The organism is Streptomyces sp. PTY087I2 (assembly GCF_001687325.1).
GTDB lineage: Bacteria > Actinomycetota > Actinomycetes > Streptomycetales > Streptomycetaceae > Streptomyces.
On the sequence record NZ_LZRD01000019.1, the window covers coordinates 217500 to 239790 of the forward strand.

The following is a 22291-nucleotide window of genomic DNA, read 5'->3' on the forward strand; positions in this document are numbered from 1 at the left end:
TCCACACTGGAGTCATGTGCCGCAGCATCAAGACTCTCCGCCCGCCCGCCCTCCCCGAAGAGGCCACCGAGGAGGACATGCGGGCCGCCGCCCTTCAGTACGTACGCAAGGTCTCCGGGTTCCGCGCGCCCGCCGCGCACAACCGGGAGGTGTTCGACCGGGCCGTCGACGAGATCACCGCAGCGACGATGAAGCTGCTCGACGGGCTGGAGATACGGGGCGCGTCGCGGGGCGCTTGACCACGAACGCGGCCAGGGCGCCCGCCACGAACAGGGCCAGCACCGACACGGCCGTGCCGAACCACGTCGAGCCCAGCCACCGGCCGCCGAAGTAGCCGAGCCCCACGCTGTAACCGGCCCAGGCCAGGCCCGCCAGCGCGGACCAGGGGAGGAAGTCCCGCTTCCTGCGGTGTGCCGCGCCCGCGCCGAGCGAGACCACGGAGCGGCCCGCCGGAGCGAACCGGGCGATGACCACCAGCGCGCCGCCGCCCCGGCTCAGCGCGGCGCCGAGACGTTCCTGCGCGGTGGTCAGACGCCGGGAGCGGGCGATGGCCCGGTCCAGCCGGTCGCCCCCGCGCCAGGCGAGCCGGTACGCGACGAGGTCGCCGAGCACCGAGGCGGTGGCCGCGCACAGGATCAGGACGACGAGCGAGGGGACCTCCCCGGCGGTGCCTCCACCGGCACCGCTGACGGTCGTCGAGCCCGCTGCCGCCGCCGTGGCCGCCGTGATGACGAGAACGCCGCTGGGCAGGAGGGGCAGGAAGACGTCCAGGAGAACGGAGACCGCGACCACCACGTAGATCCATGGGCTGCTGGTCAGCTCGGCCACACTCTCCAACACCGTCTACGACTCCCCGATCGTGTCAACGCCGCGACGGTCGCAGGGGAGCGGCAGGGGCGGCAGGTTCAGCTGTACAGCGTACGCGTGGGGCCTCTCCCGAGATCGCCCAGGGCGGGTGATGTTGTGCAGGTCACGTATACCTGGCGGCCATGTGCCCGTTAGGCGGGGAGAACGACCGGCACGAGCGAGGAGCAGCGCATGACGGCATGGATGGTACGGACGGGCCACGGTCCGGCGCACCCGAATTCGGGGCAGCGGCCGACGGCGGGACCTGAGGGCGCAACGAGGGTGCGCGGCCGGGGGGCCTCGCGGGTCCCGGGCGTGCTGGCGGGCGCGGCGGCCCTGCTGACGCTGGCGTACGGCGCGGGCGTCGGCGTCGCCGCCCAGGGGCCGGCCCACGGCGGGCCCAGCGGGCACGGCGGACATGGGGCCTCCGGTGGCCACAGCGCGCACGACGCTCCCGGTGCCTCCGGTGGCCACAGCGGGCACGGCGGCTCCGGTGCCTCCAGCACTTCTGCGGCCGACCCGAGCCGCGTCGATACTTCTGCGGCCGACCCGAGCCGCGCCGACGACGTCGCCGCCGTGGGCGGCGGCTCGTGGATGCGGGCCGCGGGGGTGTTCTCCCCGCCCGGTTCGTTCGTGCAGTCCGACGCGCTGACGTACGACACCCGGCTGGTGCCGGCGGGCGCGCGGATCGAGATCACGCAGTTCACCGGCCCGTCCGGCACCCGGGTCGGGGCACGTCTGCACGGGCTCGTGCCCGGCCGGGCGTACGGGATGCATGTGCACACCTCGCCCTGCGGGGCCGACCCCGCCGCCGCAGGGCCGCACTACCAGCACCGCCCGTCGGCGACCGCGGACCCGGTCAACGAGGTGTGGCTGGACTTCCGGACGGACGAGGACGGCGACGGGCGCGCGGAGGCCGTGCACGACTGGAACTTCCGGGCGGGCGGGGCCCGGTCGGTGATCATCCACGACCGGCAGGGTGGTGCGGGGGAGCGGGCAGCCTGCTTCACGGTGCCGTTCGGGCCGGATGACACCGACGGCAGGACCTGACCCGGGTAACGCCGCGTACGGCACGGTGCCCCGCCCCCTCCGCGGACTCGGGAGGGGAGCGGGGCACCGTCACGGTCTCACCGCGCGCCGGGTCGGCGCCGGAACGCGGGGGCCGGGGAGGCCGGGAAGGGCCGGGACCCAGGTGCGGCCGGTCAGACCGAGACGGCCGGGGCCTTGTCCTGGCGCGTCGTGGTCTCGGCCGTGGCGGCCGTGTCGCGCGAACCGAAGAAGCGGTCCAGGGCGACGGCCCCCGGGCCGGTGAAGACCAGCAGCAGGAACGCCCAGCAGAACATCGCCGACGCCTCGCCGCCGTTCTCGATCGGCAGGAACGCCTCCGGCTGGTGCACCTTGAAGTACGCGTAGGCCATCGAGCCCGAGGCGAGGAACGCCGCGGCACGGGTGCCGAGACCGAGGGCGACCAGAGATCCGCAGACCAGCTGGATCAGCGCGGCGTACCAGCCGGGCCAGGCACCGGTCTCGGCCTCGTTGCCGCCGAGCACTCCGAAGAGGGTGGCGACGCCGTGGAAGGCGAAGAGCAGGCCGACGACGAAGCGGAAGAGGCTGAGCACATAGGGCTGCGCCTGGTTCAAGCGGATGAGCATGGGGGGTGGGCTCCTTCGGTCGGGGTGGGGACGTGAACCGACTGGGCGCATCAGGTTAGGGAAACCTCACCAGTGCTTGCAACTTCAACATTTCATTGAGTGGCTGAAAAGCGCCTAACTTTCAGGGGTGAGTGAACGCTCAAGAACCGCTTCGAGCTGGTCTCCTCGCTTACTCGCTCTGGCCTGTACCAATGACAGCGCAGACTTCCGGCCAAGCAAAGTGAGCGTCATGAGCTGGTTACCGAACCAGGGGCCGCCCTGCCTGTCCCAGGTGACCGGCGACGCTCCGGTACGGCCGTGGCGCGCAAGGAACCGGCCGATCCGCCGGCCCGCCCGGCTCCAGCCGAAACGGAACCCCGCCCGGATCCACCGGGGGATCGAGTTGTGCACGGGCGAGCAGGTCAGCTGGAGGACGCGGGACGCCGGGGCGGGCCCGGGGGTGGGGCCGGAGGAGGAACCGGAAGCGGATCCGGTCCCCGGCGGGGTGTCCGGCCACCGGGGCTCGGCGATATAGGCGTGGTGCACATCGCCCGAGAGGACGCATACCGTCGCCGGGGCGTCCGGACCGCTCGCCGCCTCCCGCAGCAACTCCGTGAACCGGTCGAAGGATTCGGGGAAGGCGGCCCAATGTTCCAGGTCACCGGCGCGGCGCAGCTTCTCGCCGAAGCGTGCCCAGCGCGGCCCGCGTACGCCGGCGCACATGGAGGCGTTCCAGCGCTCGGCGTCATGGACGAGCGGGGGCAGCAGCCACGGCAGAGAGCTGCCGATGAGCAGATGGTCATACGAAGCGGGGTCGTCCAGGACCGCTTCCCGCAGCCAGTCGGCCTCCCCGGGGTCGAGCATCGCCCGCTGGTCCTCGGCCAGGACGCGGGCCGCACGCGTGTCGGCCATCACCAGCCGTACTCGGCCGAAAACACGCCGGTAGCTCCACCGGGTACGGGCGGGATCCGCGTCGGTCTCGGCGGCGAAGCGGCGCAGCGCCTCCGTGCCGTCGGGCGAGGCCCTGACCGCCGCGTACGCGGGATCGGCGGCCAGGGCGGCGGGGGAGAGGTTGCCCAGGTGCTGGTAGACCCAGTACGACATCAGCCCGCTGACGATCCGTTCGTGCCACCAGGGCGTGGCGCGCAGGTCCCGCTGCCAGGCGGCGCTGGTGTTCCAGTCGTCGATCACGTCGTGGTCGTCGAAGATCATGCAACTGGGAACCGTGGAGAGCAGCCAGCGGACCTCCGGATCGCGCCACGATTCGTCGTAGAGGCAGGTGTACTCCTCGTAGTCCGCGATCTCCGTCCCCGGCGGCTCCTTCAGGTCCCGGCGGGTGGCGAGCCTGCGCCGGGTCGCGGCGGAGGTCTCGTCCGCGTACACCTGGTCGCCCAGGAGCAGCAGGACGTCGGGCCGTTCGGCCGCCGGGTCCGCGGCGAGATGCGTGGCCAGAGTGACCAGGGCGTCCGGCCCCGCGGGATCGTGCCCGCCACCCGGGGCGGCCGCCCAGCGGCACGACCCGAACGAGATCCGCACGCCGTCGGACGCCACCCGGACGCTCCCCGTCGCGCCCTCGACCGCGTCCTCCGTCGTGCCTTCCGCCGCGCCTTCCGTCCGGCCTGCCGGTGCCGCCACCGACGGCGTGGTGATGGTGCTCGGCGGGAGACGGCTGCCGTCGGGCGGCCAGACGCGCTGTGAGCCGATCAGTACCTCGTACGCCGTCGTGGAGCCGGGCGTCAGCCCCTCCACCACGACCAGGGCGTAGTGGTGCCCGGCCACCGAGAAGGTGGGCGAGGTCCCCGAAGCGCCGTCCGCGCACCGGACTTGCACGGTGCACGGACGGCTCGCCTCGACCCAGACGGTCGCGGTGGACCCGGACTCCCAGTCGACGTACCGCAGTAGTGGTCCCAGGCGCAGCCCGGCCATGTGGTGCCTCCTCGCGACGCCGGTACGGATCGGCTCCGTAACGTACAGAACGCGCGGAGAGGGCGCACGGGGTTCAGGCCGGGGCGTCAGCGGACCCGCGGCGGGGTCAGCAGCCGTTGAGGGCCGACTGGAGGGCGCTCTTCTCGGCGGAGTCGACGCTCAGGTTGTAGTGCTTCTTGACGTGGACCCAGGCGCGGACGTAAGTGCACTTGTACGAGGAGCTCGGCGGCAGCCACTTGGCCGGGTCCTTGTCGCCCTTGGACTGGTTCACGTTGTCGGTGACCGCGATGAGCTGGGGGCGGGTCAGGTCGTTGGCGAACGACTGGCGCTGGGCGGTGGTCCAGCCGCTCGCGCCGGAGCGCCAGGCCTCGGCCAGCGGGACCATGTGGTCGATGTCCACGTCGGAGGCGGCGCTCCAGGTCGCGCCGTCGTAGGGCGAGTACCAACTGCCGCTGACCGCGGCGCAGGAGGCGTCCTGCTGGACGTTCGTACCGTCGCGCTTGAGGACGACCTCGCGGGTGTTGCAGGTTCCCGACTGGGTGATCCAGTGCGGGAACTTGTCACGGCTGTAGCCGCTGGACGAGCCCTCCGCGCTGACGGTGAGCTGGCCGAGATAGGTCCGTGCGGTCGCCGCGCTCACCGGGGTGGGCATGGCGGCCTGGGCACTGGGGGCGCTGAACAGGGCGGACGTGGCGGCGAGCGCTGCGGTTGCGGCGACGACGGAGAGGCGACGCGCGTAGACACCGGACATGCGAACTCCCTTGATGTGGGGGGTGCGTGGGTGGGCGACGATCGGGCTTTGGGCGGATCCCGGCCATCGTGGCGACGCCAGGTTTCTGTGGGGTGGGCGTCAGGTAACAGAGTGGCGACATGTGCACGTCACATCAAGGGGTGTGCAAGGGGAGTGCGAGGGGAGTGACGGATCGCGGGGGCGCGTCGGTCCGTCACGGGGGGGCGTGCGGGCCGTGCGGGCTGGGGGTTTGGCGCGGCGTGGTGCGGATCTATCGTTGCCGGGTGCTGCTTCCGGTCTCCGTCACCCTCGGCGTCGTCCTCGCCGTCCTGCTGGTCCTCGCCGCCGCCGTCGCCGCGTGGGCCTCACTGGGCCGGTCGCGCGAGATCCTCGTCGCCGGGGTGCGGGCGGCGGCCCAACTCGCCGCCGTCTCCCTGCTCATCGGCTGGGTCGTCCGCTCGGTGGCCCCGCTTCTCGGGTTCGTGGCGCTGATGTTCGCCGTGGCCGTATGGACCGCCGGCCGCCGCATCACCGGCAACCGCACCTGGCGCTGGGCGGCCGCGCCGATCGGGGCGGGGGTGCTGCCCGTCGTGGGGGCGTTGCTGCTCACGGGACTTGTACCGCTCCGGGGCATCGCGCTCATCCCCGTCGCGGGCATCCTCATCGGCGGGGCGCTCACCGCGACCGTACTCAGCGGGCGGCGGGCCCTGGACGAACTCGCCGCCCGGCGCGGGGAGGTGGAGGCGGCCATGGCCCTCGGGCTGCTCGACCGGGACGCCCGGCTGGAGATCGTACGGCCGGCGGCGTCGGACGCGCTGCTGCCCGGGCTCGATCAGACCCGGACGGTCGGGCTCGTCACCCTGCCGGGGGCGTTCGTGGGCATGCTGCTGGGCGGCGCCTCACCCGTGGAGGCGGGCGCCGTGCAGCTGTTCGTCCTGGTGGCGCTGATGGCGGTTCAGGTGGTGGCCGTCGCGACGGTCCTGGAGCTGGTCGCGCGCGGGCTGCTGTACCGGGACTGAGGCCCGGGGGCCGGGGTTCCCTCCGGGGCTGAGGCCCGGGGGCCGGGGTTCCCTCCGGGGCTGAGGCCCGGGGTCCCGAGGTTTCCCGGCCAGGGGCCCCGGGTTTTCCCGGACGGCGCCTCAGGACTCGTCGATGTGCAGGCGGATCGAGCCGTCCTCGGCCGCCTCCACCCGCACCCGCGTCAGGTCCGCCACATGCGCGTCCGGCGCCAGGGCCGCCGCGCGCGGGCCGACGCCCACGACGCGCATGCCCGCCGCCCGGCCCGCCGCGATGCCCGCCTCGGAGTCCTCGAACACGATGCAGTCCGCCGCGTCGAAGCCCAGCTCCGCCGCGCCCTTGAGGAAGCCCTCGGGGTCCGGCTTGCTGGCGCCGACCTGCTCGGCGGTGACGCGGACGGCGGGCATCGGCAGCGCGGCCGCACCCATCCGGGCCGTCGCGAGCGCGCTGTCCGCGGAGGTCACCAGGGCGTGCGGCAGCTCGGCGATCGCGGCCATGAAGGCGGGCGCCCCGCCGATCGGCACGACGCCCTCGACGTCGGCGGTCTCCTCGGCGAGCATCACGCGGTTGTCCGCGTAGTTCTCCTCCATCGGGCGGTCCGGGAGCAGGACGGCCATCGTGGCGTACCCCTGCCGGCCGTGCACCACCTTGAGGGCGGCCTCGGGGTCCAGCCCGTGCTCGACCGCCCAGCGCCGCCAGCAGCGCTCCACCACCGCGTCGGAGTTCACGAGGGTGCCGTCCATGTCGAGCAGGAGGGCGTGAGCGGTGAGGACGGTGGCCGGCATCGGCTGCTCCAGAAACGCGGGGAGGTGTACGAACGGCCCGGGCGCGCGTGCCGCGGGGCGGTACCAGAGCAACCCCCGCCCGCCGGTCAGGGAGTGCGGGCGGGAGCTACTTTGTTCCATCACGATACAAAAACCGGGCCCGGAACGCCAATCCCGCCGCTCGCCGCGCACCGCCCCGCCCGGCGTCCGGTCTCAGCGGCGTCCGTCTCCCCTCGTCTCCGCCTCCAGTGCGCGCCGGGTGTTCGGCCCGTACACGCCCATCGGGTCGCCCTGGATCGCCTTGTACGACTGGTAGACCGCCACCGCGTTCTCCACCCGGTCGTTGTAGTTCTGGTCGGACGGCCCCGAGTAGAGCCACACTTCCCTGAGCCGGTTCTGGAGCACCCCGACCTCCGGGCCGCGGTCGCCCGGCCGCAGCGAGGGGCCGGCGAACTCCGCGGGCGGGGCGGCGGGCGGCGAGGACGTGGGCGCGTCGCCGTCCTCCGGGGTGGGCGACGCGCTCGCCGTCGGCGACGCGGACGCGGTGGCGGTCGGCGAGGGCTCCTGGCTCTTCGTCGGCGAGGCGGACGCGGACGGCGAGGCCGACGGTGTGGCGGAGTGGGAGGGCGTACGTTGCGGAGTGGCCGACGCGGAGGGGGACGGGGCCACCGACGCGGCCGGTTCGTCCTCCAGGTCCGGGACGCTCGTGGTCGCCTCCGGCAGCGCTTCGTTCTCGCTGTCGTCGCCGCCGAACAGTCCTCCGGCGAAGGCCGCCGTGCCGACCACCGCGGCCACGGCCGCCCCCACGGCCAGCGCCCCGAAGGGCCGCCTGCGGCGCGGCTGCACGGGGTCGGGGGCGAAGGCGGGGCTCGCGGCGGCGGTCCGCCGGCGGTTCCGGTCGCGGCTTCCGGCCGGGGCGGGGTGCGCGCCGACGGGAGTCCCTGAGCCCGGTCCCGTACCAGCGCCCGTACTCGTACCGACGTCCGAGCCCGTACCCGTACCGACGTCCGGGCCTGCACCCGTACCGACGCCCGGCCCATCGCCGCCCAGGAACAGCGGCATCGTCGTGGCCGCCGCCCCCGGAACATCAGCCCCAGGCCCCCCGGCCCCGGCCCCCGAACCCGCCCCCGCCTGCTCGTTCAGCGTCACGTACGGCCGGATGCGCAGCGGGTCGAAGTCCTCGGCCGCGGCGATCTCCGCCGTACGGGCGGCGCGCTGCTCGTCCTCCGTGAGCGGGGCCGAACCCGCGCCCGCGCCGCACCGGCACGGCACCCGGTGCTCCGTGCCGGGCTCCCCGGCCGTCCGTCTGCCGCACTCCGGGCATGCGTGTCCGGTCATCGTGGGTCCCCTCCCCTTGAACTGCCTGCGATTATGCAGCCCGCTCCGGGGAAGCCCAACGGCCCGCAGGGGGCTCCGCCCGCCCTCGGCAGGCCATAACGGGGCGAAACGTCCAGGATGGGGGTGTAGTGGATCAGCGGACGCAGCGGATCGAGGAGACGCCATGGCCCGGCAGAGGAGACGCCCATGTCCCAGCAGCTGAGCCCGCCGCCCCCGGCCGCGGCCCCTGGTGAGGGACACTCCCACCGGAGCGTCCTGGTGGCGATCGGAGCGCTGCTCCTCGGCATGCTGCTCGCGGCACTCGACCAGACCATCGTCTCCACGGCGCTTCCCACGATCGTCAGCGAGCTCGGCGGGCTCGACCATCTCTCCTGGGTGGTGACCGCCTATCTGCTCGCGGCCACCGCGGCGACCCCGCTGTGGGGCAAGCTCGGCGACCAGTACGGCCGCAAGAAGCTCTTCCAGACCGCGATCGTGATCTTCCTGATCGGCTCCGCGCTCTGCGGAGTCGCCCAGAACATGCCCCAGCTGATCGGATTCCGTGCTCTCCAGGGGCTCGGCGGCGGTGGCCTCATGGTGCTGTCGATGGCGATCGTCGGCGACCTCGTCACCCCGCGCGAACGCGGAAAGTACCAGGGGCTCTTCGGTGCCGTCTTCGGCGTGACGAGCGTTCTCGGGCCGCTCCTCGGCGGCTTCTTCACCGAACACCTCAGCTGGCGCTGGGTCTTCTACATCAACCTGCCGATCGGCGTCGTGGCGCTGGGCGTCATCGCGGCGGTCCTGCACATCCCGGTCCGCCGCGAGAAGCACACCATCGACTACCTCGGCACCTTCCTCATCGCGGCCGTCGCGACCAGCCTGGTGCTCATCGCATCCCTCGGCGGTACGACCTGGGCGTGGGCCTCCCCGCAGATCATCGTGCTCGCGGTGCTCGCCGTCGTCCTGCTCGTGGCCTTCATCGCCGTCGAACGGCGTGCCGTCGAGCCCGTGCTGCCGCTGAAACTGTTCCGGATCCGCACCTTCACCCTCGTCGCCGTGATCAGCTTCGTCATCGGCTTCGCGATGTTCGGCGCGATGACCTACCTGCCGACGTTCCTCCAGGTGGTCCACGACATCACCCCGACGATGTCCGGCGTGCACATGCTGCCGATGGTGTTCGGCCTGCTGATCACCTCGACCGCCTCCGGCCAGATCGTCAGCCGGACCGGCCGCTGGAAGGTCTTCCCGCTCGCGGGCACGGCCCTCACCACCGCCGGTCTCCTGCTGCTCCACAACCTCGACGAGAACAGCTCCACCTGGCTGATGAGCGCCTACTTCTTCGTCTTCGGCGCCGGGCTCGGGCTCGTGATGCAGGTCCTCGTCCTGGTCGCCCAGAACTCCGTCTCGTACCAGGACCTCGGCGTCGCCACCTCCGGCGCCACGTTCTTCCGGTCGATCGGCTCCGCGTTCGGCGTGGCGATCTTCGGCACCATCTTCGCCAACCGGCTGACCGGTCAGCTCACGGACGCGCTCGCCGGGCAGCCGCTGCCGCCGGGCATCGACGCGGGGAGCCTGTCCGCCGACCCCCGGGCCATCGGGCAGCTCCCCGCCGACCTGCGGCCCGGCGTCCTCAGCGCGTACTCCACCTCCATCACGGACGTCTTCCTGTACGCCGCCCCGGTCGTCCTCCTGGCCTTCGTCCTCGCCTGGTTCCTCCGCGAGGACAAGCTCCGGGGCTCGGTGACCGCCCCGGACACCAGCCAGACCCTCGCCTCCAACCCCGTCGAGCGCTCCTCGTACGACGAGTGCGCCCGCGCCCTGTCCGTGCTCGCCACCCGGGAGGGCCGCCGTGAGATCTACGAGAAGATCACCGCGCGGGCGGGGTACGACCTGCTGCCCGCGGCCAGCTGGCTGCTTCTGCGGATCAAGCGGCACGGCACCGTCGAACCCGCCCGGCTCGCCGAGACCGCTCCCGTACCGCTGCACGTCATCACCGACGCGGCCCGGCAGATCGAGGAACGCGGACTGGCCCGCCGCGAGGGGCTCCAGATGATCCTCACCGACTCCGGGGCCGAGGCCGTCGTCCGGCTCGCCCAGGCCCGCGAGGACTCGCTCGCCGAACTCCTCGGCGACTGGTGGGGGCCCGAGCGCCCCACCGACCTGGTCACACTCGTCCATGAACTGACCGCCGAGGTCAGCGGCTCGACCAGGGAGCGGCCCCACTCCCCGACGCCTCCCCGCGACCATGAGGCCCACCTGCGCCGCGACGAGCGCGAGGCCCACCGCCGGGCCCTCGACGACCAGGACGACCACGGCCACCGGGACGACCACGGCCGCCACCACCCGCCCGTCTGAGCCGCCCCGCCCGCCGGGCTCCGGCCCCGGGTCACAGTTCCTTGGCGAACCAGTGCTCCGCGTACTGGTTGCGGCGGTGGAACGCCGGCACCTCCCGGTACCCGTGCTTCGCGTACAGCCCGCGCGCCTCGACCAGGTCGTTGCGGGTGTCCAGCCGCAGCAGCCGTACGCCGTACGCCCGCGCCGCCTCCTCCACCGCGGCCAGCAGCAGCCCGCCGCCGCCCGTGCCCCGGAACGCCGGGCGCACGTACACCCGCGTCAGCTCCGCCGTACCCGCCCCGGCCTCCTCCGTCAGCACAAGACCGGCACAGCTCGCCGCCTTGCTCCCGTACCGGCCGACGACGAACTGCCCCGTCGGCGGTACGAGCAGGTCGGCCCCGTCGTCGTCGAGCCCGTCGGCGATCTCCTCGGCGGTCGCGGGCCGCCGCCAGTAGCGGCTCGCGACTTCGTCGTAGTAGTCACGGCGCAGGGCGCTCGCGTCGGGGGAGTCGAATCGTTCGGCGGCCACGGTCCAGGTCATGTGGGGCATTCTTGCTGCCGCACCACCCGACGACGACGTAATTACCTGTGCAGGGGGAAAGCAGTGACCGACGTGTCCACGGCATCGGCGACATCCACCACCCGAGCGATCCAGCACCTCGCCCAACGCTGGATACAGGACGGCATGACCGCCGCCAAAGCCGCCAAAGCCGCCGAACCGGCAGGCCGTACCGGGCCGGCCCCCGGCTTCGTCTGTTCGCCCGCCGGGCTGTGGCTCGCCCTGGCCGCCGTCGCCGCGGGCGCCCGCGGCGGGACCGCGGCCGAGCTGCGGGCCCTCCTCGGCACCGCCGACCGGGAGGCCGCCCCGGCCGTCACGGAGGTGGCCCGGGAGCTGGCGACGACCGGGGCGCTGGGCGTGGCCACCCGGGTCTGGAGCCGGGTGCCCGTGCTGCGCGCGTACCGGGAGGCGCTGCCGGACGTCCGCTTCGACCCGATGGACCCGGCGGCCGCCGATGCCTGGGTGCGTGAGGCCACCGGCGGGCTGATCGAGCGGCTGCCGCTGGAGATCACCGACGACACCCTGCTCGTCCTGGTCAACGTCCTGGCGCTGAAGGCCCGCTGGGAGAAGCCGTTCGAGGGGTGGCGCACCCGGGACCTGCCGTTCACCGAAGCGGCCGGGACGGCCCGCCCGGTGCCGACCATGTCCAAGGACGTGCCGGTGGCCGACGCCTGGACGGCCGGCGGGGCGTACGTCGTCGAGCTGCGCTGTGTGCGGGAGCCCGGCGGCGCCCCCGGAGCCCGGGTCCGTCTCGTCCTGGGCGAGCCGGGGGCGGGTCCGGAACGCGTGCTGCCCGTGGGCTGGGCGCCCCGGACCGCAGGGGCCCCGCTGGACGCCGACCGGGTGACCATCGGGCTGCCGCGGCTCGCCCTGCGGACCCGGGTGCCCGTCACCGAGCAGCTGCCCGCCCTCGGTGTACGGCAGGCCACCTGCGACGACGCCGACTTCTCCGGACTCTCGCCCGAACCCCTCCTCGTCTCCGACGTGATCCAGGAGGCCGTGCTGAAGATCGCGGAGGAGGGCGTGGAGGCCGCGGCCGTGACGGTGGTCGCCATGGCCCCGGCGGGCGCCGCGCCCCGGCCGCAGCGGGTGCACCACATCGCCTTCGACCGGCCCTTCGGCATCGTCGTGCTGGCCGGAGCCGAGGACGTACCCCTGTTCACCGCCTGGCAGGCGGACACCCCCGCCGACCCGGACGCCTGAGCCCTCCCGGCACCCCACCAACCCCGGCGCCCGAGACCTTCCGGCACCCCGCCGACCTGGGCGTCCGAGGCCTTCCGGCGCCCCCGTCATCCCCACGGACGAATTCTTCCGGACCAAAGCAGGGTGACAGCCAGGCAAAGAGGGGGTTGATTGGGTCTACCTCGTAGGGCAATGCGAGGCTTCATCCTGCATGGCCACCACTCGAAAGGCGATGCACGGAACGGTGGGAGGGTCGGCGCAGCGTGGTGAATGCGGATCACAGGGTGCGCGGTGACGCGGCGGCGGCGGACACGGGAGCGGGGGCGGGACCGGCCAGGGTTCTGCTCTGGCTGGTCGTGGCCGCGCTCGCGGTACGGCAGGTGGCGGTGGTGCTCCGGCAGCCACCGGGGGAACGGCTCCTCGATCTGGAGACCTGGATCGGGGAGAACGGCGTCCTGCACGCGACGGGCTCGCTGTACGACAGCGGCCGGTTCACCGGGACGCCCTTCGCCGGGCTCGTCCTGAAACCGCTCACCGCCACGGCCCAGCAGACCCTGGGCGTGGCCTGGACGTTCGGGTCCCTGCTGCTCGTCGTCGCCCTCGGCCTCGTCGCGGCCAAGGCGCTGCCCGGCCCGGTGGGCCGCCGGACGGCCCTGCTCGCGGCGCCCGTCGCGATCAGTCTGTTCATACTGTCGCTGCCGGTCCGCAACGCCCTGCACCTGGGCCAGACGAGCATCCTGCCCGTCCTGCTGGTGCTGCTGGCCTGGTTCGTCGTCCGGGAACACCGGGCGGCGGGCGTCCTCGTCGGCATCGCCGCCGCCTTCCAGCCGGTGCTGCTGCTCTTCGCGGCGCTGCTCTGGCTGACCGGCAGACGGCAGGCGTCGGTGAGCGCGGGCGCGACCTTCGCCCTCGCCACGGCCGTCGCCTGGGCCGCGGCCCCGAAGGACTCGTGGACGTACTGGGTGCACCATCTCGCGGGCGCCGGCCTCGGGGAGCGGCCGGACAGCCTGGCCAACCAGTCCCTGCACGGGGCGCTGCTCCGGCTCGGCCTCGAAGGCCCCCTGGAGATCGCCCTGTTCCTGGTGCTCGCCGCCGTCGTCGTGGTCCTCGGGCTGCGGCGCGCGGTGCGGTACGCCGAGGACGGTCAGCTGCTCCTCGCGGTGGCCGTGACCGGCTGTGTCGTCGTCGCCGTCTCGCCGACCGCCTGGCAGCACCAGCTGCTCTGGGTGCTCCTCGCGGTCGTCGGCAGGGTCGGCAAGCGGGCCTCCGACCGGCTGGTCTGGCCGTCCGTGGTGGTCCTCGCCGTCACCCTGCCGGGCACGATGCTGCTGCCGAACCTCGAACCGCTCTTCCCCGTACGCGACAACATCCTGCTTCTCACGGCGCTCGGCGCGGCCTGCCTCGCCCCGTTCCTGCCGCGCACCTCGCCGTACTGGCAGCACCCGGTCCCCACCGACTACGCGAAACCGGTCGCGGCGCGCTGGAGACGCGTGCCGCTCCTGCCGTTCTGGCGCCGGGTCTTCACCCGCCCCAACCTGCTGCTGGAACTCCTGCTCATCCGGGTCGTCTACGACGCCTACGCCCAGGTCCGCCTCGCCGCCCGGGCCGGCCGCCCGCTCGCCGAGGAGCACGGCCGCCAGATCCACGCCATCGAGCAGTGGCTGCACATCGACATCGAGCACTGGGTCAACCACACGGTCGTCCAGATCACCTGGCTGCGGGACTTCTTCGACTACTACTACTCCACGTTCCACTTCATCGTCCCGCTGACGATCCTCGGCGTGCTGTACGTGCGTCGCCCCGCCGACTACCGCTGGGTCCGCTCCTCCATCGGCTTCGCCACGCTCCTCGCGCTCGTCGGCTTCTGGCTCTACCCCCTGGCCCCGCCCCGGCTCATGCCCGGCCTCGGCTTCATCGACACCGTCCACGGGGTGCAGGACTTCGCGAAGCCCGACTACGGGACGCTGACCACCGTCACCAACCAGTACGCGGCGATGCCGTCGCTGCACTTCGGCTGGTCGCTGTGGTGCGGTGTGGTCATCGTGATGCTGGCCCCGAAGCTGTGGATGAAGGCGCTCGGTCTGCTGCACCCGCTCTTCACCATCGCCGCGATCGTGGCCACCGCCAACCACTGGGTGCTCGACGCGGTCGGCGGCGCCCTGGTCGTGACGCTGGGCTTCGGGCTGACGTACGTACTGTCGGGGCCGCGGAGGCTGGTGACCGACGAGGAACGGGAAGCGTCGGCGGAACCCGCCGATCCGCCGCCTGCGGAGCCCGCGGCCGACCGCGACCCCGACCCCGAGCCCGTACCGGCCGGGAAGCAGGAGGCGGCACACAGCGGGTGAGCAGGCCGAAGGGGTGCCGGGACGACGTTCACCGTCCCGGCACCCCTTCGGCGTGGATCGCCGCGTCCTTACATGGTCCGCCCGTCGCGCCCGTCCCGCCACTCGGCGGGGCGTGTCAGGATTCCGCCGTCGTCACCTGAAGCTGCTTGATCCCGTTGAGCCAGGCCGACCGCAGCCGCCGCGGATCCTCCAGCAGCCGCAGATCCGGCAGCGCGTCGGCGATGGCGTTGAAGATCAGGTCGATCTCCATCACGGCCAGCGACTTGCCCAGGCAGAAGTGCGGGCCGCCGCCCCCGAACCCGAGGTGCGGATTGGGGTCGCGGGTGATGTCGAAGATCTCCGGAGCGTCGAACACCTCCGGGTCGTTGTTGGCCGAGGAGTAGAAGAGACCCACCCGCTCGCCCTTCCTGATCCGCTGACCGCCCAGCTCCAGATCCTGGGTGGCGGTCCGCTGGAAGGAGACGACCGGCGTCGCCCAGCGCACGATCTCCTCGGCCGTGGTCTTCGGCCGCTCCCGTTTGTACAGCTCCCACTGCTCGGGATGGGTGAGGAAGGCGTGCATGCCGTGGCTGATCGCGTTACGGGTCGTCTCGTTCCCGGCCACCGCGAGCAGGATCACGAAGAACCCGAACTCGTCGGAGGACAGGTTGCCTTCGCCCTCCGCCGCGACCAGCTGCGTGACGATGTCCTGGGCCGGGCACTCCTTGCGGGCCGCCGCCAGGTTCATCGAGTACGCCACGATCTCCATCGCCGCCTCGGCGCCGACCTCCTCCGTGATCGCGTACTCCGGATCGTCGTACGCGGCCATCTTGTTGGACCAGTCGAAGATCTTGGACCGGTCGTCCTGCGGTACGCCGATGAGCTCGGCGATCGCCTGGAGCGGCAGCTCCACCGCGATGTTGGTCACGAAGTCGAAGGAGCCGTCCGCGTCCGCCGACGCGAGAGCCGTCTCGACGATCGAGCGGGCCCGGGAGCGCAGCGCCGCCTCCAGCGAGCGCACCGCGCGCGGGGTGAAACCGCGCTGGACGATCTGGCGGACCCGGGTGTGTTCCGGCGGGTCCATGTTCAGCATGATCAGTTTCTGGACGTCGATCTGGTCGCGGCTGATCGTCTCGTTGAAGCGGATGACGGCGGTGTTGGTGTTCGAGGAGAACAACTCCGGGTGCGTGGAGACGTACTTGACGTCCGCGTGGCGGGTGACGACCCAGTAGCCCTCGTCGCCGAACCCGGAGATGTTGGGCGGCTGGGTGCACCACCAGACCGGCGCGGTCTCCCGCATCAGGGCGAACTCCGGGTGCGGCACACGGTCTTGGAGGAGATCGGGATCGGTGAAGTCGAACCCGTCGGGCAGATGGGGGCAGCGCATGGGCACCTCTCCACTCCGGATCTGATCGCGAACCGTCCGAGTCCGATGAGCGCGCCACCCTGGTTCTGACGACCCATCAGGAGTTGCCCGCAAGGTAGTAACGAGTTCTACAAGTGGCAAGAGCCATGGCTGGATCCATCGCCCGCGGGCGGGTGCGCGGAAGCGTGGAAGGTGTCTTCCGGGGCGGAGTCGCGCGTGTGCGGTGCGTGCACACCCCTTGCGCAGCCGGGCCGCCGTCACGAGACTGCTGGGCAGAACTAGAACGCGTACTAGTTCCTTCCGTGGGCGCCGGGACGCCCCCTGCGGAAGCGCGAGGAGAGGACGAGCTCATGGCCGCGGAACCCGTCATCGTCGAAGCCGTACGCACCCCCATCGGCAAGCGTGGAGGCGCACTCGCCAATCTGCACCCCGCCTATCTGCTGGGCGAGACCTACCGTGAACTTCTCGGCCGCACCGGCATCCAGGCCGACTGCGTCGAACAGATCGTCGGCGGCACCGTCACCCACGCCGGCGAGCAGTCGATGAACCCGGCCCGTACCGCCTGGCTGACCGTCGGCCTGCCCTACGAGACCGCCGCGACCACCGTGGACTGCCAGTGCGGCTCCTCGCAGCAGGCTTCCCACATGGTCGCCAACATGGTCGCCGCCGGGGTCATCGACGTCGGCATCAGCTGCGGTGTCGAGGCGATGTCCCGGGTGCCGCTGGGCAGCGGCTCCAAGCACGGCCCGGGAAAGCCCTGGCCCGACGAGTGGAACGTCGACCTGCCCAACCAGTTCGAGGCCGCCGAACGCATCGCCCGCAAACGCGGCCTGACCCGCGAGCGGGTCGACGCGCTCGGCCTGCTCTCCCAGCAGCGGGCGGCCGCCGCCTGGGCCGAGGAACGCTTCAAGCGCGAGACGTACGCCGTCCAGGTCCCGACCACCGAGGAGGAGCAGGCGGCCGGGCAGGGCATGTGGCGGCTCGTCGACCGGGACGAGGGGCTGCGCGACACCTCCATGGAGGCCCTCGCCGGGCTGAAGGCGGTCATGCCGAGCGCGATCCACACCGCCGGGAACTCCTCCCAGATATCCGACGGAGCCGCCGCCATCCTCTGGTCCTCCAAGCGCATGGCGCGGGCGCTCAAGCTCAAGCCCCGGGCCCGGATCGTCGCCCAGGCCCTCGTCGGCGCCGACCCGCACTTCCACCTCGACGGCCCGATCGACGCGACCCGGGCCGTGCTCGGCAAGGCCGGCATGTCGCTGCGGGACATCGACCTCGTCGAGATCAACGAGGCGTTCGCGTCCGTGGTCCTGAGCTGGGCGCAGGAGTTCGAGGCGGACCTCGACGGCCTGGAGAAGGTCAACGTCAACGGCGGCGCGATCGCGCTGGGCCACCCGGTCGGCGCGACGGGCGCCCGGCTGATCACCACGGCCCTGCACGAACTGGAACGCCGCGACAAGGAGTTCGCGCTGATCACGATGTGCGCGGGAGGGGCGCTGGCGACGGGGACGATCATCCAGCGGTTGTGATCCCGGCCCCCTGCCGGGGGAGCCCTAGGGGGTGTCCGCCGCCCCGGGCTCCCCGAAGGCCGCCCGCGCGTCGAACGCGGCGCGGCGGGTGGCCCGGCGCAGCGCCCTCAGCAGCGTCGGGCCGAGCGTGAGGGTCAGGACCACCGTCAGCACCGCCCGCCCCAGGTCCCAGCCCAGCGAGGTCGCCGCGCAGTAGGCGAGGAACCGCACCAGGTTCTCGTGCAGCGGGTCGCCCGCGACGAACGAGATCCCCGAGCCGAGACCGGCGATGAGCGTCCAGCCCTGGAGGTTCATCACCGTGCCGTACGCGAACGCCGCCACGCACCCGTACACCGCGAGCATCGCCAGCTCGGCCCGCCCGCGCAGCCGGTCGGGCCCCGGCAGCAGGCCCGCGCCCATCGTGAACCAGCCCATCGACAGCATCTGGAACGGCATCCACGGCCCGACCCCGCCCGTCAGCAGCGCCGAGGCGAACATGGTCACCGAGCCGAGCACGAAACCGAACCCGGGGCCCAGCACCCGCCCGCTCAGCACCATCAGGAAGAACATCGGCTCCAGCCCCGCCGTGCCCGCGCCGAGCGGGCGCAACGCGGCCCCGACCGCCGCCAGCACGCCGAGCATCGCGACGGCCTTCGCGTCCATCCCGGACTCGGAGATCGTCGCCACCACCACCGCGACCAGCAGCGGAAGCAGCGCCGCGAACAGCCAGGGCGCGTCCTTCGCGTGCGCGAGCCCGGACCCGGCGTCCGCCAGCAGCGGCCACCCGAAGGCGACGACCCCGACGGCCCCGGTCAGCAGCAGCACGGCCACCGACTTCGGCCCGAGCCGCACGGGCCGGGGAGCCCGTTCCCGTACCTCCGTCATCGTCTTCACACCCCCGCCTCCAGCGCGCCGCGCACCTGGGACACGGTCAGCCACTCCTGCGGGGCGAGGATCTTCGCCGTCTGCGGGGCGAACGCGGGGGAGGAGACCACCACCTGACCGGTCGGGCCGTCCGCGACGACCTCCCCGTCGGCGAGGATCACCACCCGGTGCGCCAGCTCCGCCGCCAGCTCGACGTCGTGCGTCGCCAGGACGATCGCGTGCCCCTCGGCCGCGAGTCCGCGCAGTACGCCGACGAGCCGGGCCTTGGCCGCGTAGTCCAGGCCGCGCGTCGGCTCGTCCAGCAGCAACAGCGGCGGCCGGCCCGTCAGCACCAGTGCCAGGGCGAGCGCGAGGCGCTGCCCCTCGGACAGATCCCGGGGGTGGGTGTCGTCCCCGACCCCCGGCAGCAGCTCCGATACCAGCGCCCGGCAGGTGCCCTCGGCCGCGTCCCGGTCGGCGGCGGCGCACTCGGCGGCCACCGTGTCGGCGTACAGCAGATCGCGCGGCTCCTGCGGTACGAGGCCGACCCGGCGCACCATCGCCCGCGGGTCCGTCCGGGCCGGGGCCAGGCCGCCGACGCGCACGCTGCCCGAGGTGGGCTCGATCATCCCGACGAGCGCGCCGAGCAGGGTGGACTTGCCGGCCCCGTTGCGGCCCATCAGGGCCACCGTCTCGCCGGGGGCCACGGTGAGCGTCACCCGCCGCAACGCCTCGACCCGGCCGCGCCGCACCCCGAGCCCGTCGACGCGGGTGACGGGATCGGCGGCGGCCGGGGTGGCGGGGGCGGGCCCTCGTCCGAGGAGCCGGGCGAGGAGTCCGGGGCGGGGGCGCCGAGCGGCGACGGGCGGACGCACACCGGCCGGCCCGGCCACCGTCTCCGGTTTCGCCACCGTCTCCGGGTCGGCCGCCGTCTCCGGATCCACCGCCAGGTCGGCGTCCGGCCCCGGGGCCGACGAGGCTCCCGGCCGTACGGCCCCTGACATCGGCGATCCGTCCGACGAGGTTCCCGGCCGTACGGTCCCCGGCACCGGCGATCCGTCCGACGAGGCTCCCGGTCGTACGGTCCCCGGCACCGGCGAACCGTCCGCCCGCGCGGGCACCGCCGCCCCCGGCCGCTCCGAGGCCGACGCGGCCCCGGGTGCCACAGGCGCCTCGGGCGGCGACGCGTTCGCCAGCCGCTCCCGCAGCCCGCCCGCCCCGCGCCGCGCGTCCCGTACCGACAGGGGCAGCGGGTCCCAGCCCGCCAGCAGGCCCAGCTCGGCCACCGGCGGCCGGACCGGTGACACCTTCATGATCTCGGCGGGCGGCCCCATCACGGGGGCGGCCCCGGGCGCGGGCAGCAGGACGACCTGGTCCGCGTACTGCACCACCCGCTCCAGCCGGTGTTCGGCCATCAGCACGGTCGTGCCCAGGTCGTGCACCAGCCGCTGGAGCACCGCGAGGACCTCCTCGGCCGCCGCCGGGTCCAGCGCGGAGGTCGGCTCGTCCAGCACCAGCACCTTCGGGTGCGGGGTGAGCACCGAACCGATCGCCACCCGCTGCTGCTGGCCGCCCGACAGGGTCGCGATCGGCCGGTCGCGCAGCTCGGCCAGGCCCAGCAGATCGAGGGTCTCCTCGACCCGGCGGCGCATCACGTCCGGGGCGAGACCCAACGACTCCATGCCGTACGCGAGCTCGTCCTCGACGGTGTCCGTGACGAAGTGCGCCAGCGGATCCTGGCCCACCGTCCCGACCAGATCGGCCAGCTCACGCGGCTTGTGCGTACGGGTGTCGCGGCCGTCCACCGTGACCCGGCCCGACAGCAGCCCGCCCGTGAAGTGCGGGACGAGCCCCGGGACCGTACCCAGCAAAGTCGACTTACCGACACCGGAGGGGCCGACGAGCAGCACGAGTTCGCCCTCGGGGACCGTGAGGTCGACCCCGGACAGCGTGGGACGCTCCGTGCCCTCGTACCGCACGGAGACCCGCTCGAACCTGATCACGCCTGCTCCTTGCCGCGTCGCGCTGGTCTGTCGGCCGTCGCCCGGTTCGACGGCGGTACGGGGGCGACCAGCGCGGGCAGCAGCCCGATCAGCGCCGCCGCCGCGGGCCACAGCGGCAGCACCGGCGCGGTCAGCGGTACGACACCGGGGCGCAGCGCCTCCGGATCCACCGCCCCCGCCCAGATCATCGCCGCCGCGACCGCCGCACCCGAGCACGCCACCAGCCAGGCCCGCACACCCCACCGGTCCGGGCGATAGCGGGTCCGCACCGAGCGCCGCCCGCCGAGCCGCAGCCCGGCCATCGCGGTGACCAGCCCGGCCAGCAGCAACGGCAGCCCGTACACCGCCCCCTGCGCGGCCAGCAGCCCGTACGTACCGGCGCACACCCCGAGCAGCCCGCCCAGGGTGAGAACGTTCGTGGTGTGCCGGACGGCCGCCGGGACCTGGGCGGTACGCCCGTACCCCCGCGCGTCCATCGACGCGGCCACCGCCACCGACCGCTCCAGCGCGCCTTCCAGCACGGGCAGCCCGATCTGCGCCACCGCCCGCACACCCCCGGTCGGCCGCCCCCGCAGCCGGCGCGCGGTGCGCAGCCGGACCACGTCGGCCACCATGTTCGGCGCGAACGTCATCGCGACCACGACGGCGACCCCGGCCTCGTACAGCGCACCCGGCAGCGACTTCAGCAGCCGCGCCGGGTTGGCCAGCGCGTTCGCCGCGCCGACGCAGATCAGCAGGGTGGCCAGCTTCATCCCCTCGTACAGCGAGAAGACCAGTTGCTCGGCGGTGACCCGGCCACCGATCCGCACGCCCTGCGCCCAGTCGGGCAGCGGCAGCTCGGGCAGGTCCAGCACGGTGTGCGAGCCGGGGATCGACGAGCCGAGGAAGACGGAGAACAGCAGCCGCAGCGCCACGACGAACAGCCCGAGCTTGACGAACGCGCCGTACGAACGGGCCCACGGCGCGTCCGTGCGCCGCGCCGCCACCACATACCCGGCCACCCCGACCAGCAGCCCGAGCAGCAGCGGGTTGGTCGTCCGGGACGCGGCGGTGGCGAGCCCCAGCGCCCACAGCCACCACGCCCCGGCGGGCAGCGCGTTGGCGCGGTCCGCCTCGGGGGCGTGCAGGGCGCGGCGCAGCAGCCGGGCCGGGGCCGACGCCGGGGCCGGGGCGGCGGTCACCGGCGGCGGCGGGCCTGGACGACGGCGGCGATACCGAGCAGCAGGACGGCGCCGATGCCGACGAGGAGCCCGACGGACGGACCACCACCGCCGTCAGCTTCCTCGCCCGCGTCCTGGTCGTCAGTGGTCTTCGTGGGCTCGGACGGCTTCGCGCTGCCGCTGTCGCCGGACACCTGCTCGCCGCAGCCCGTCCTCGGATAGCCGGAGATCGCGCAGAGCATGGCGCTGTCGTCGTACCGCAGCGGCTTCGCCACCGCGGCGAGCGCCTCCGCGCTGCTGGCGTCCGGCGCGACCTGGGCGCAGGCCGTGCGCAGGGCGGGCGGCTTCTCCCCGTCCGGGGCGTCGGCGGTCGTCCCCGGGTCGATCACCAGCGCCACCCGCTTCTTCCCGTCCGCCGCCGGGGTGTCCGCGCAGATCGCCCCGAAGTCGGGGGCCCGGCGCGGCTGGTCGGCGTCGCCGGAGTCCTCGCTCACGGCGAACCGGAAGCCCTGGACCGTACCGTCGTCAGGGCGCAGGACGGACGGCCCCTGAGTGGCGTACTCCCAGTTCTTGCCGTTGCCCTCCCAGAAGGACCAGTAGCGGTACCCGGCGGCCTGGGCGCTGCCCGCGCCGAGCAGGACGGCGGAGGCGGCGACCAGGGCGGCGAGCAGCGCGACAAGCGGAACGCGCAGCCGGGCGGCGAGGGGAACACACAGCCGGGCCGGGGCCTGTGCACGCCTCACGGCTGCCGAATGCTCCG

The 22291-nt window shown here is 73.4% G+C and carries 18 protein-coding genes and 1 pseudogene; 7 read left to right on the forward strand and 12 right to left on the reverse strand.

Annotation, left to right across the window (positions count from 1 at the left end; genetic code table 11):
• Nucleotides 1-14: 14 nt before the first annotated feature.
• Nucleotides 15-239: a DUF2277 domain-containing protein gene (locus A3Q37_RS21850; RefSeq protein WP_006124165.1), complete on the forward strand. Its 225-nt coding sequence runs from the start codon at nucleotides 15-17 to the stop codon at nucleotides 237-239.
• Here A3Q37_RS21850 and A3Q37_RS21855 read toward each other — a convergent pair.
• Nucleotides 226-840: pseudogene (locus tag A3Q37_RS21855) on the reverse strand (DedA family protein); the annotation flags it as partial. The gene A3Q37_RS21850 and the pseudogene A3Q37_RS21855 sit on opposite strands and share 14 nt — an antisense overlap.
• 198 nt (nucleotides 841-1038) lie before the next feature.
• Here A3Q37_RS21855 and A3Q37_RS21860 point away from each other — a divergent pair.
• The gene (locus A3Q37_RS21860) at nucleotides 1039-1896 is read left to right on the forward strand and encodes a superoxide dismutase family protein (protein ID WP_079137916.1); all 858 of its coding nucleotides are present in this window, start codon (nucleotides 1039-1041) and stop codon (nucleotides 1894-1896) included.
• Between the two features lie 152 nt (nucleotides 1897-2048).
• Here the strand turns inward: A3Q37_RS21860 and A3Q37_RS21865 are convergent, their stop codons facing one another.
• The 3 genes from A3Q37_RS21865 to A3Q37_RS21875 form a co-directional block, all read right to left on the reverse strand.
• On the reverse strand, nucleotides 2049-2498 hold the full coding sequence (locus A3Q37_RS21865; RefSeq protein ID WP_065487261.1) for a DoxX family protein: 450 nt from the start codon (nucleotides 2496-2498) through the stop codon (nucleotides 2049-2051).
• A gap of 114 nt (nucleotides 2499-2612) precedes the next feature.
• Complete coding sequence (locus A3Q37_RS21870) at nucleotides 2613-4403, reverse strand: alkaline phosphatase D family protein (RefSeq protein WP_065487263.1); 1791 nt, start codon at nucleotides 4401-4403, stop codon at nucleotides 2613-2615.
• 106 nt (nucleotides 4404-4509) lie between these two features.
• Nucleotides 4510-5154: an HNH endonuclease family protein gene (locus A3Q37_RS21875; protein ID WP_065487265.1), complete on the reverse strand. Its 645-nt coding sequence runs from the start codon at nucleotides 5152-5154 to the stop codon at nucleotides 4510-4512.
• A 263-nt stretch (nucleotides 5155-5417) separates the two neighbouring features.
• Between A3Q37_RS21875 and A3Q37_RS21880 the strand changes: the two genes are divergently transcribed.
• Entirely contained in the window at nucleotides 5418-6152 is a 735-nt protein-coding gene (locus A3Q37_RS21880; RefSeq protein ID WP_065487267.1) for an ABC transporter permease, read from the forward strand.
• A 120-nt stretch (nucleotides 6153-6272) separates the two neighbouring features.
• Here A3Q37_RS21880 and A3Q37_RS21885 read toward each other — a convergent pair whose 3' ends face one another.
• Both A3Q37_RS21885 and A3Q37_RS21890 read right to left on the reverse strand, forming a co-directional pair.
• Nucleotides 6273-6935 (reverse strand): HAD-IA family hydrolase, encoded by a 663-nt coding sequence (locus A3Q37_RS21885; protein WP_065487269.1) that lies wholly within the window; start codon nucleotides 6933-6935, stop codon nucleotides 6273-6275.
• Between the two features lie 192 nt (nucleotides 6936-7127).
• The gene (locus A3Q37_RS21890) at nucleotides 7128-8186 is read right to left on the reverse strand and encodes a peptidoglycan-binding protein (RefSeq protein ID WP_065487271.1); all 1059 of its coding nucleotides are present in this window, start codon (nucleotides 8184-8186) and stop codon (nucleotides 7128-7130) included.
• 252 nt (nucleotides 8187-8438) lie between these two features.
• On the opposite strand from A3Q37_RS21890, the gene A3Q37_RS21895 reads away from it, so the two are divergent.
• A complete protein-coding gene (locus tag A3Q37_RS21895; RefSeq protein WP_065487273.1) occupies nucleotides 8439-10586 on the forward strand; it encodes an MFS transporter in 2148 nt (715 codons plus the stop codon).
• 31 nt (nucleotides 10587-10617) lie between these two features.
• Here the strand turns inward: A3Q37_RS21895 and A3Q37_RS21900 are convergent, their stop codons facing one another.
• The gene (locus tag A3Q37_RS21900; RefSeq protein WP_065487275.1) at nucleotides 10618-11106 is read right to left on the reverse strand and encodes a GNAT family N-acetyltransferase; all 489 of its coding nucleotides are present in this window, start codon (nucleotides 11104-11106) and stop codon (nucleotides 10618-10620) included.
• 63 nt (nucleotides 11107-11169) lie between these two features.
• Here A3Q37_RS21900 and A3Q37_RS21905 point away from each other — a divergent pair, with 63 nt between their 5' ends.
• Together A3Q37_RS21905 and A3Q37_RS21910 are read left to right on the forward strand one after the other, a co-directional pair.
• A complete protein-coding gene (locus A3Q37_RS21905; protein WP_065487277.1) occupies nucleotides 11170-12327 on the forward strand; it encodes a serpin family protein in 1158 nt (385 codons plus the stop codon).
• A 263-nt stretch (nucleotides 12328-12590) separates the two neighbouring features.
• A complete protein-coding gene (locus A3Q37_RS21910) occupies nucleotides 12591-14651 on the forward strand; it encodes a phosphatase PAP2 family protein (protein WP_065487279.1) in 2061 nt (686 codons plus the stop codon).
• A 115-nt stretch (nucleotides 14652-14766) separates the two neighbouring features.
• Here the strand turns inward: A3Q37_RS21910 and A3Q37_RS21915 are convergent, their stop codons facing one another.
• On the reverse strand, nucleotides 14767-16017 hold the full coding sequence (locus A3Q37_RS21915; protein WP_065487282.1) for a cytochrome P450: 1251 nt from the start codon (nucleotides 16015-16017) through the stop codon (nucleotides 14767-14769).
• A gap of 329 nt (nucleotides 16018-16346) precedes the next feature.
• On the opposite strand from A3Q37_RS21915, the gene A3Q37_RS21920 reads away from it, so the two are divergent.
• A complete protein-coding gene (locus A3Q37_RS21920; protein WP_032761885.1) occupies nucleotides 16347-17525 on the forward strand; it encodes a steroid 3-ketoacyl-CoA thiolase in 1179 nt (392 codons plus the stop codon).
• Nucleotides 17526-17549: 24 nt separating this feature from the next.
• Here A3Q37_RS21920 and A3Q37_RS21925 read toward each other — a convergent pair whose 3' ends face one another.
• From A3Q37_RS21925 to A3Q37_RS21940, 4 genes are read right to left on the reverse strand one after another with little or no spacing between them, the layout of a single operon-like run.
• Nucleotides 17550-18389 carry an ECF transporter S component gene (locus A3Q37_RS21925; protein WP_065487411.1) on the reverse strand — a complete coding sequence of 280 codons (840 nt, stop codon included), beginning with the start codon at nucleotides 18387-18389 and terminating at the stop codon, nucleotides 17550-17552.
• A 5-nt stretch (nucleotides 18390-18394) separates the two neighbouring features.
• On the reverse strand, nucleotides 18395-20371 hold the full coding sequence (locus A3Q37_RS21930; RefSeq protein ID WP_065487284.1) for an ABC transporter ATP-binding protein: 1977 nt from the start codon (nucleotides 20369-20371) through the stop codon (nucleotides 18395-18397).
• Entirely contained in the window at nucleotides 20368-21552 is a 1185-nt protein-coding gene (locus A3Q37_RS21935; protein ID WP_065487286.1) for an energy-coupling factor transporter transmembrane component T, read from the reverse strand. Before A3Q37_RS21935 ends, A3Q37_RS21930 begins: the two co-directional genes overlap by 4 nt.
• Nucleotides 21549-22274 carry an SCO2322 family protein gene (locus A3Q37_RS21940; RefSeq protein ID WP_255311895.1) on the reverse strand — a complete coding sequence of 242 codons (726 nt, stop codon included), beginning with the start codon at nucleotides 22272-22274 and terminating at the stop codon, nucleotides 21549-21551. The genes A3Q37_RS21935 and A3Q37_RS21940 overlap by 4 nt, the downstream gene beginning before the upstream one ends.
• Nucleotides 22275-22291: the final 17 nt, after the last annotated feature.

Bases quoted from the DNA above. Each gene is read 5' to 3' on its own strand.
- A3Q37_RS21850 (WP_006124165.1), top strand. From the start codon at position 15: ATGTGCCGCAGCATCAAGACTCTCCGCCCGCCCGCCCTCCCCGAAGAG.
- A3Q37_RS21860 (WP_079137916.1), top strand. From the start codon at position 1,039: ATGACGGCATGGATGGTACGGACGGGCCACGGTCCGGCGCACCCGAAT.
- A3Q37_RS21865 (WP_065487261.1), bottom strand. From the start codon at position 2,498: ATGCTCATCCGCTTGAACCAGGCGCAGCCCTATGTGCTCAGCCTCTTC.
- A3Q37_RS21870 (WP_065487263.1), bottom strand. From the start codon at position 4,403: ATGGCCGGGCTGCGCCTGGGACCACTACTGCGGTACGTCGACTGGGAG.
- A3Q37_RS21875 (WP_065487265.1), bottom strand. From the start codon at position 5,154: ATGTCCGGTGTCTACGCGCGTCGCCTCTCCGTCGTCGCCGCAACCGCA.
- A3Q37_RS21885 (WP_065487269.1), bottom strand. From the start codon at position 6,935: ATGCCGGCCACCGTCCTCACCGCTCACGCCCTCCTGCTCGACATGGAC.
- A3Q37_RS21895 (WP_065487273.1), top strand. From the start codon at position 8,439: ATGTCCCAGCAGCTGAGCCCGCCGCCCCCGGCCGCGGCCCCTGGTGAG.
- A3Q37_RS21900 (WP_065487275.1), bottom strand. From the start codon at position 11,106: ATGACCTGGACCGTGGCCGCCGAACGATTCGACTCCCCCGACGCGAGC.
- A3Q37_RS21915 (WP_065487282.1), bottom strand. From the start codon at position 16,017: ATGCGCTGCCCCCATCTGCCCGACGGGTTCGACTTCACCGATCCCGAT.
- A3Q37_RS21920 (WP_032761885.1), top strand. From the start codon at position 16,347: ATGGCCGCGGAACCCGTCATCGTCGAAGCCGTACGCACCCCCATCGGC.
- A3Q37_RS21925 (WP_065487411.1), bottom strand. From the start codon at position 18,389: ATGACGGAGGTACGGGAACGGGCTCCCCGGCCCGTGCGGCTCGGGCCG.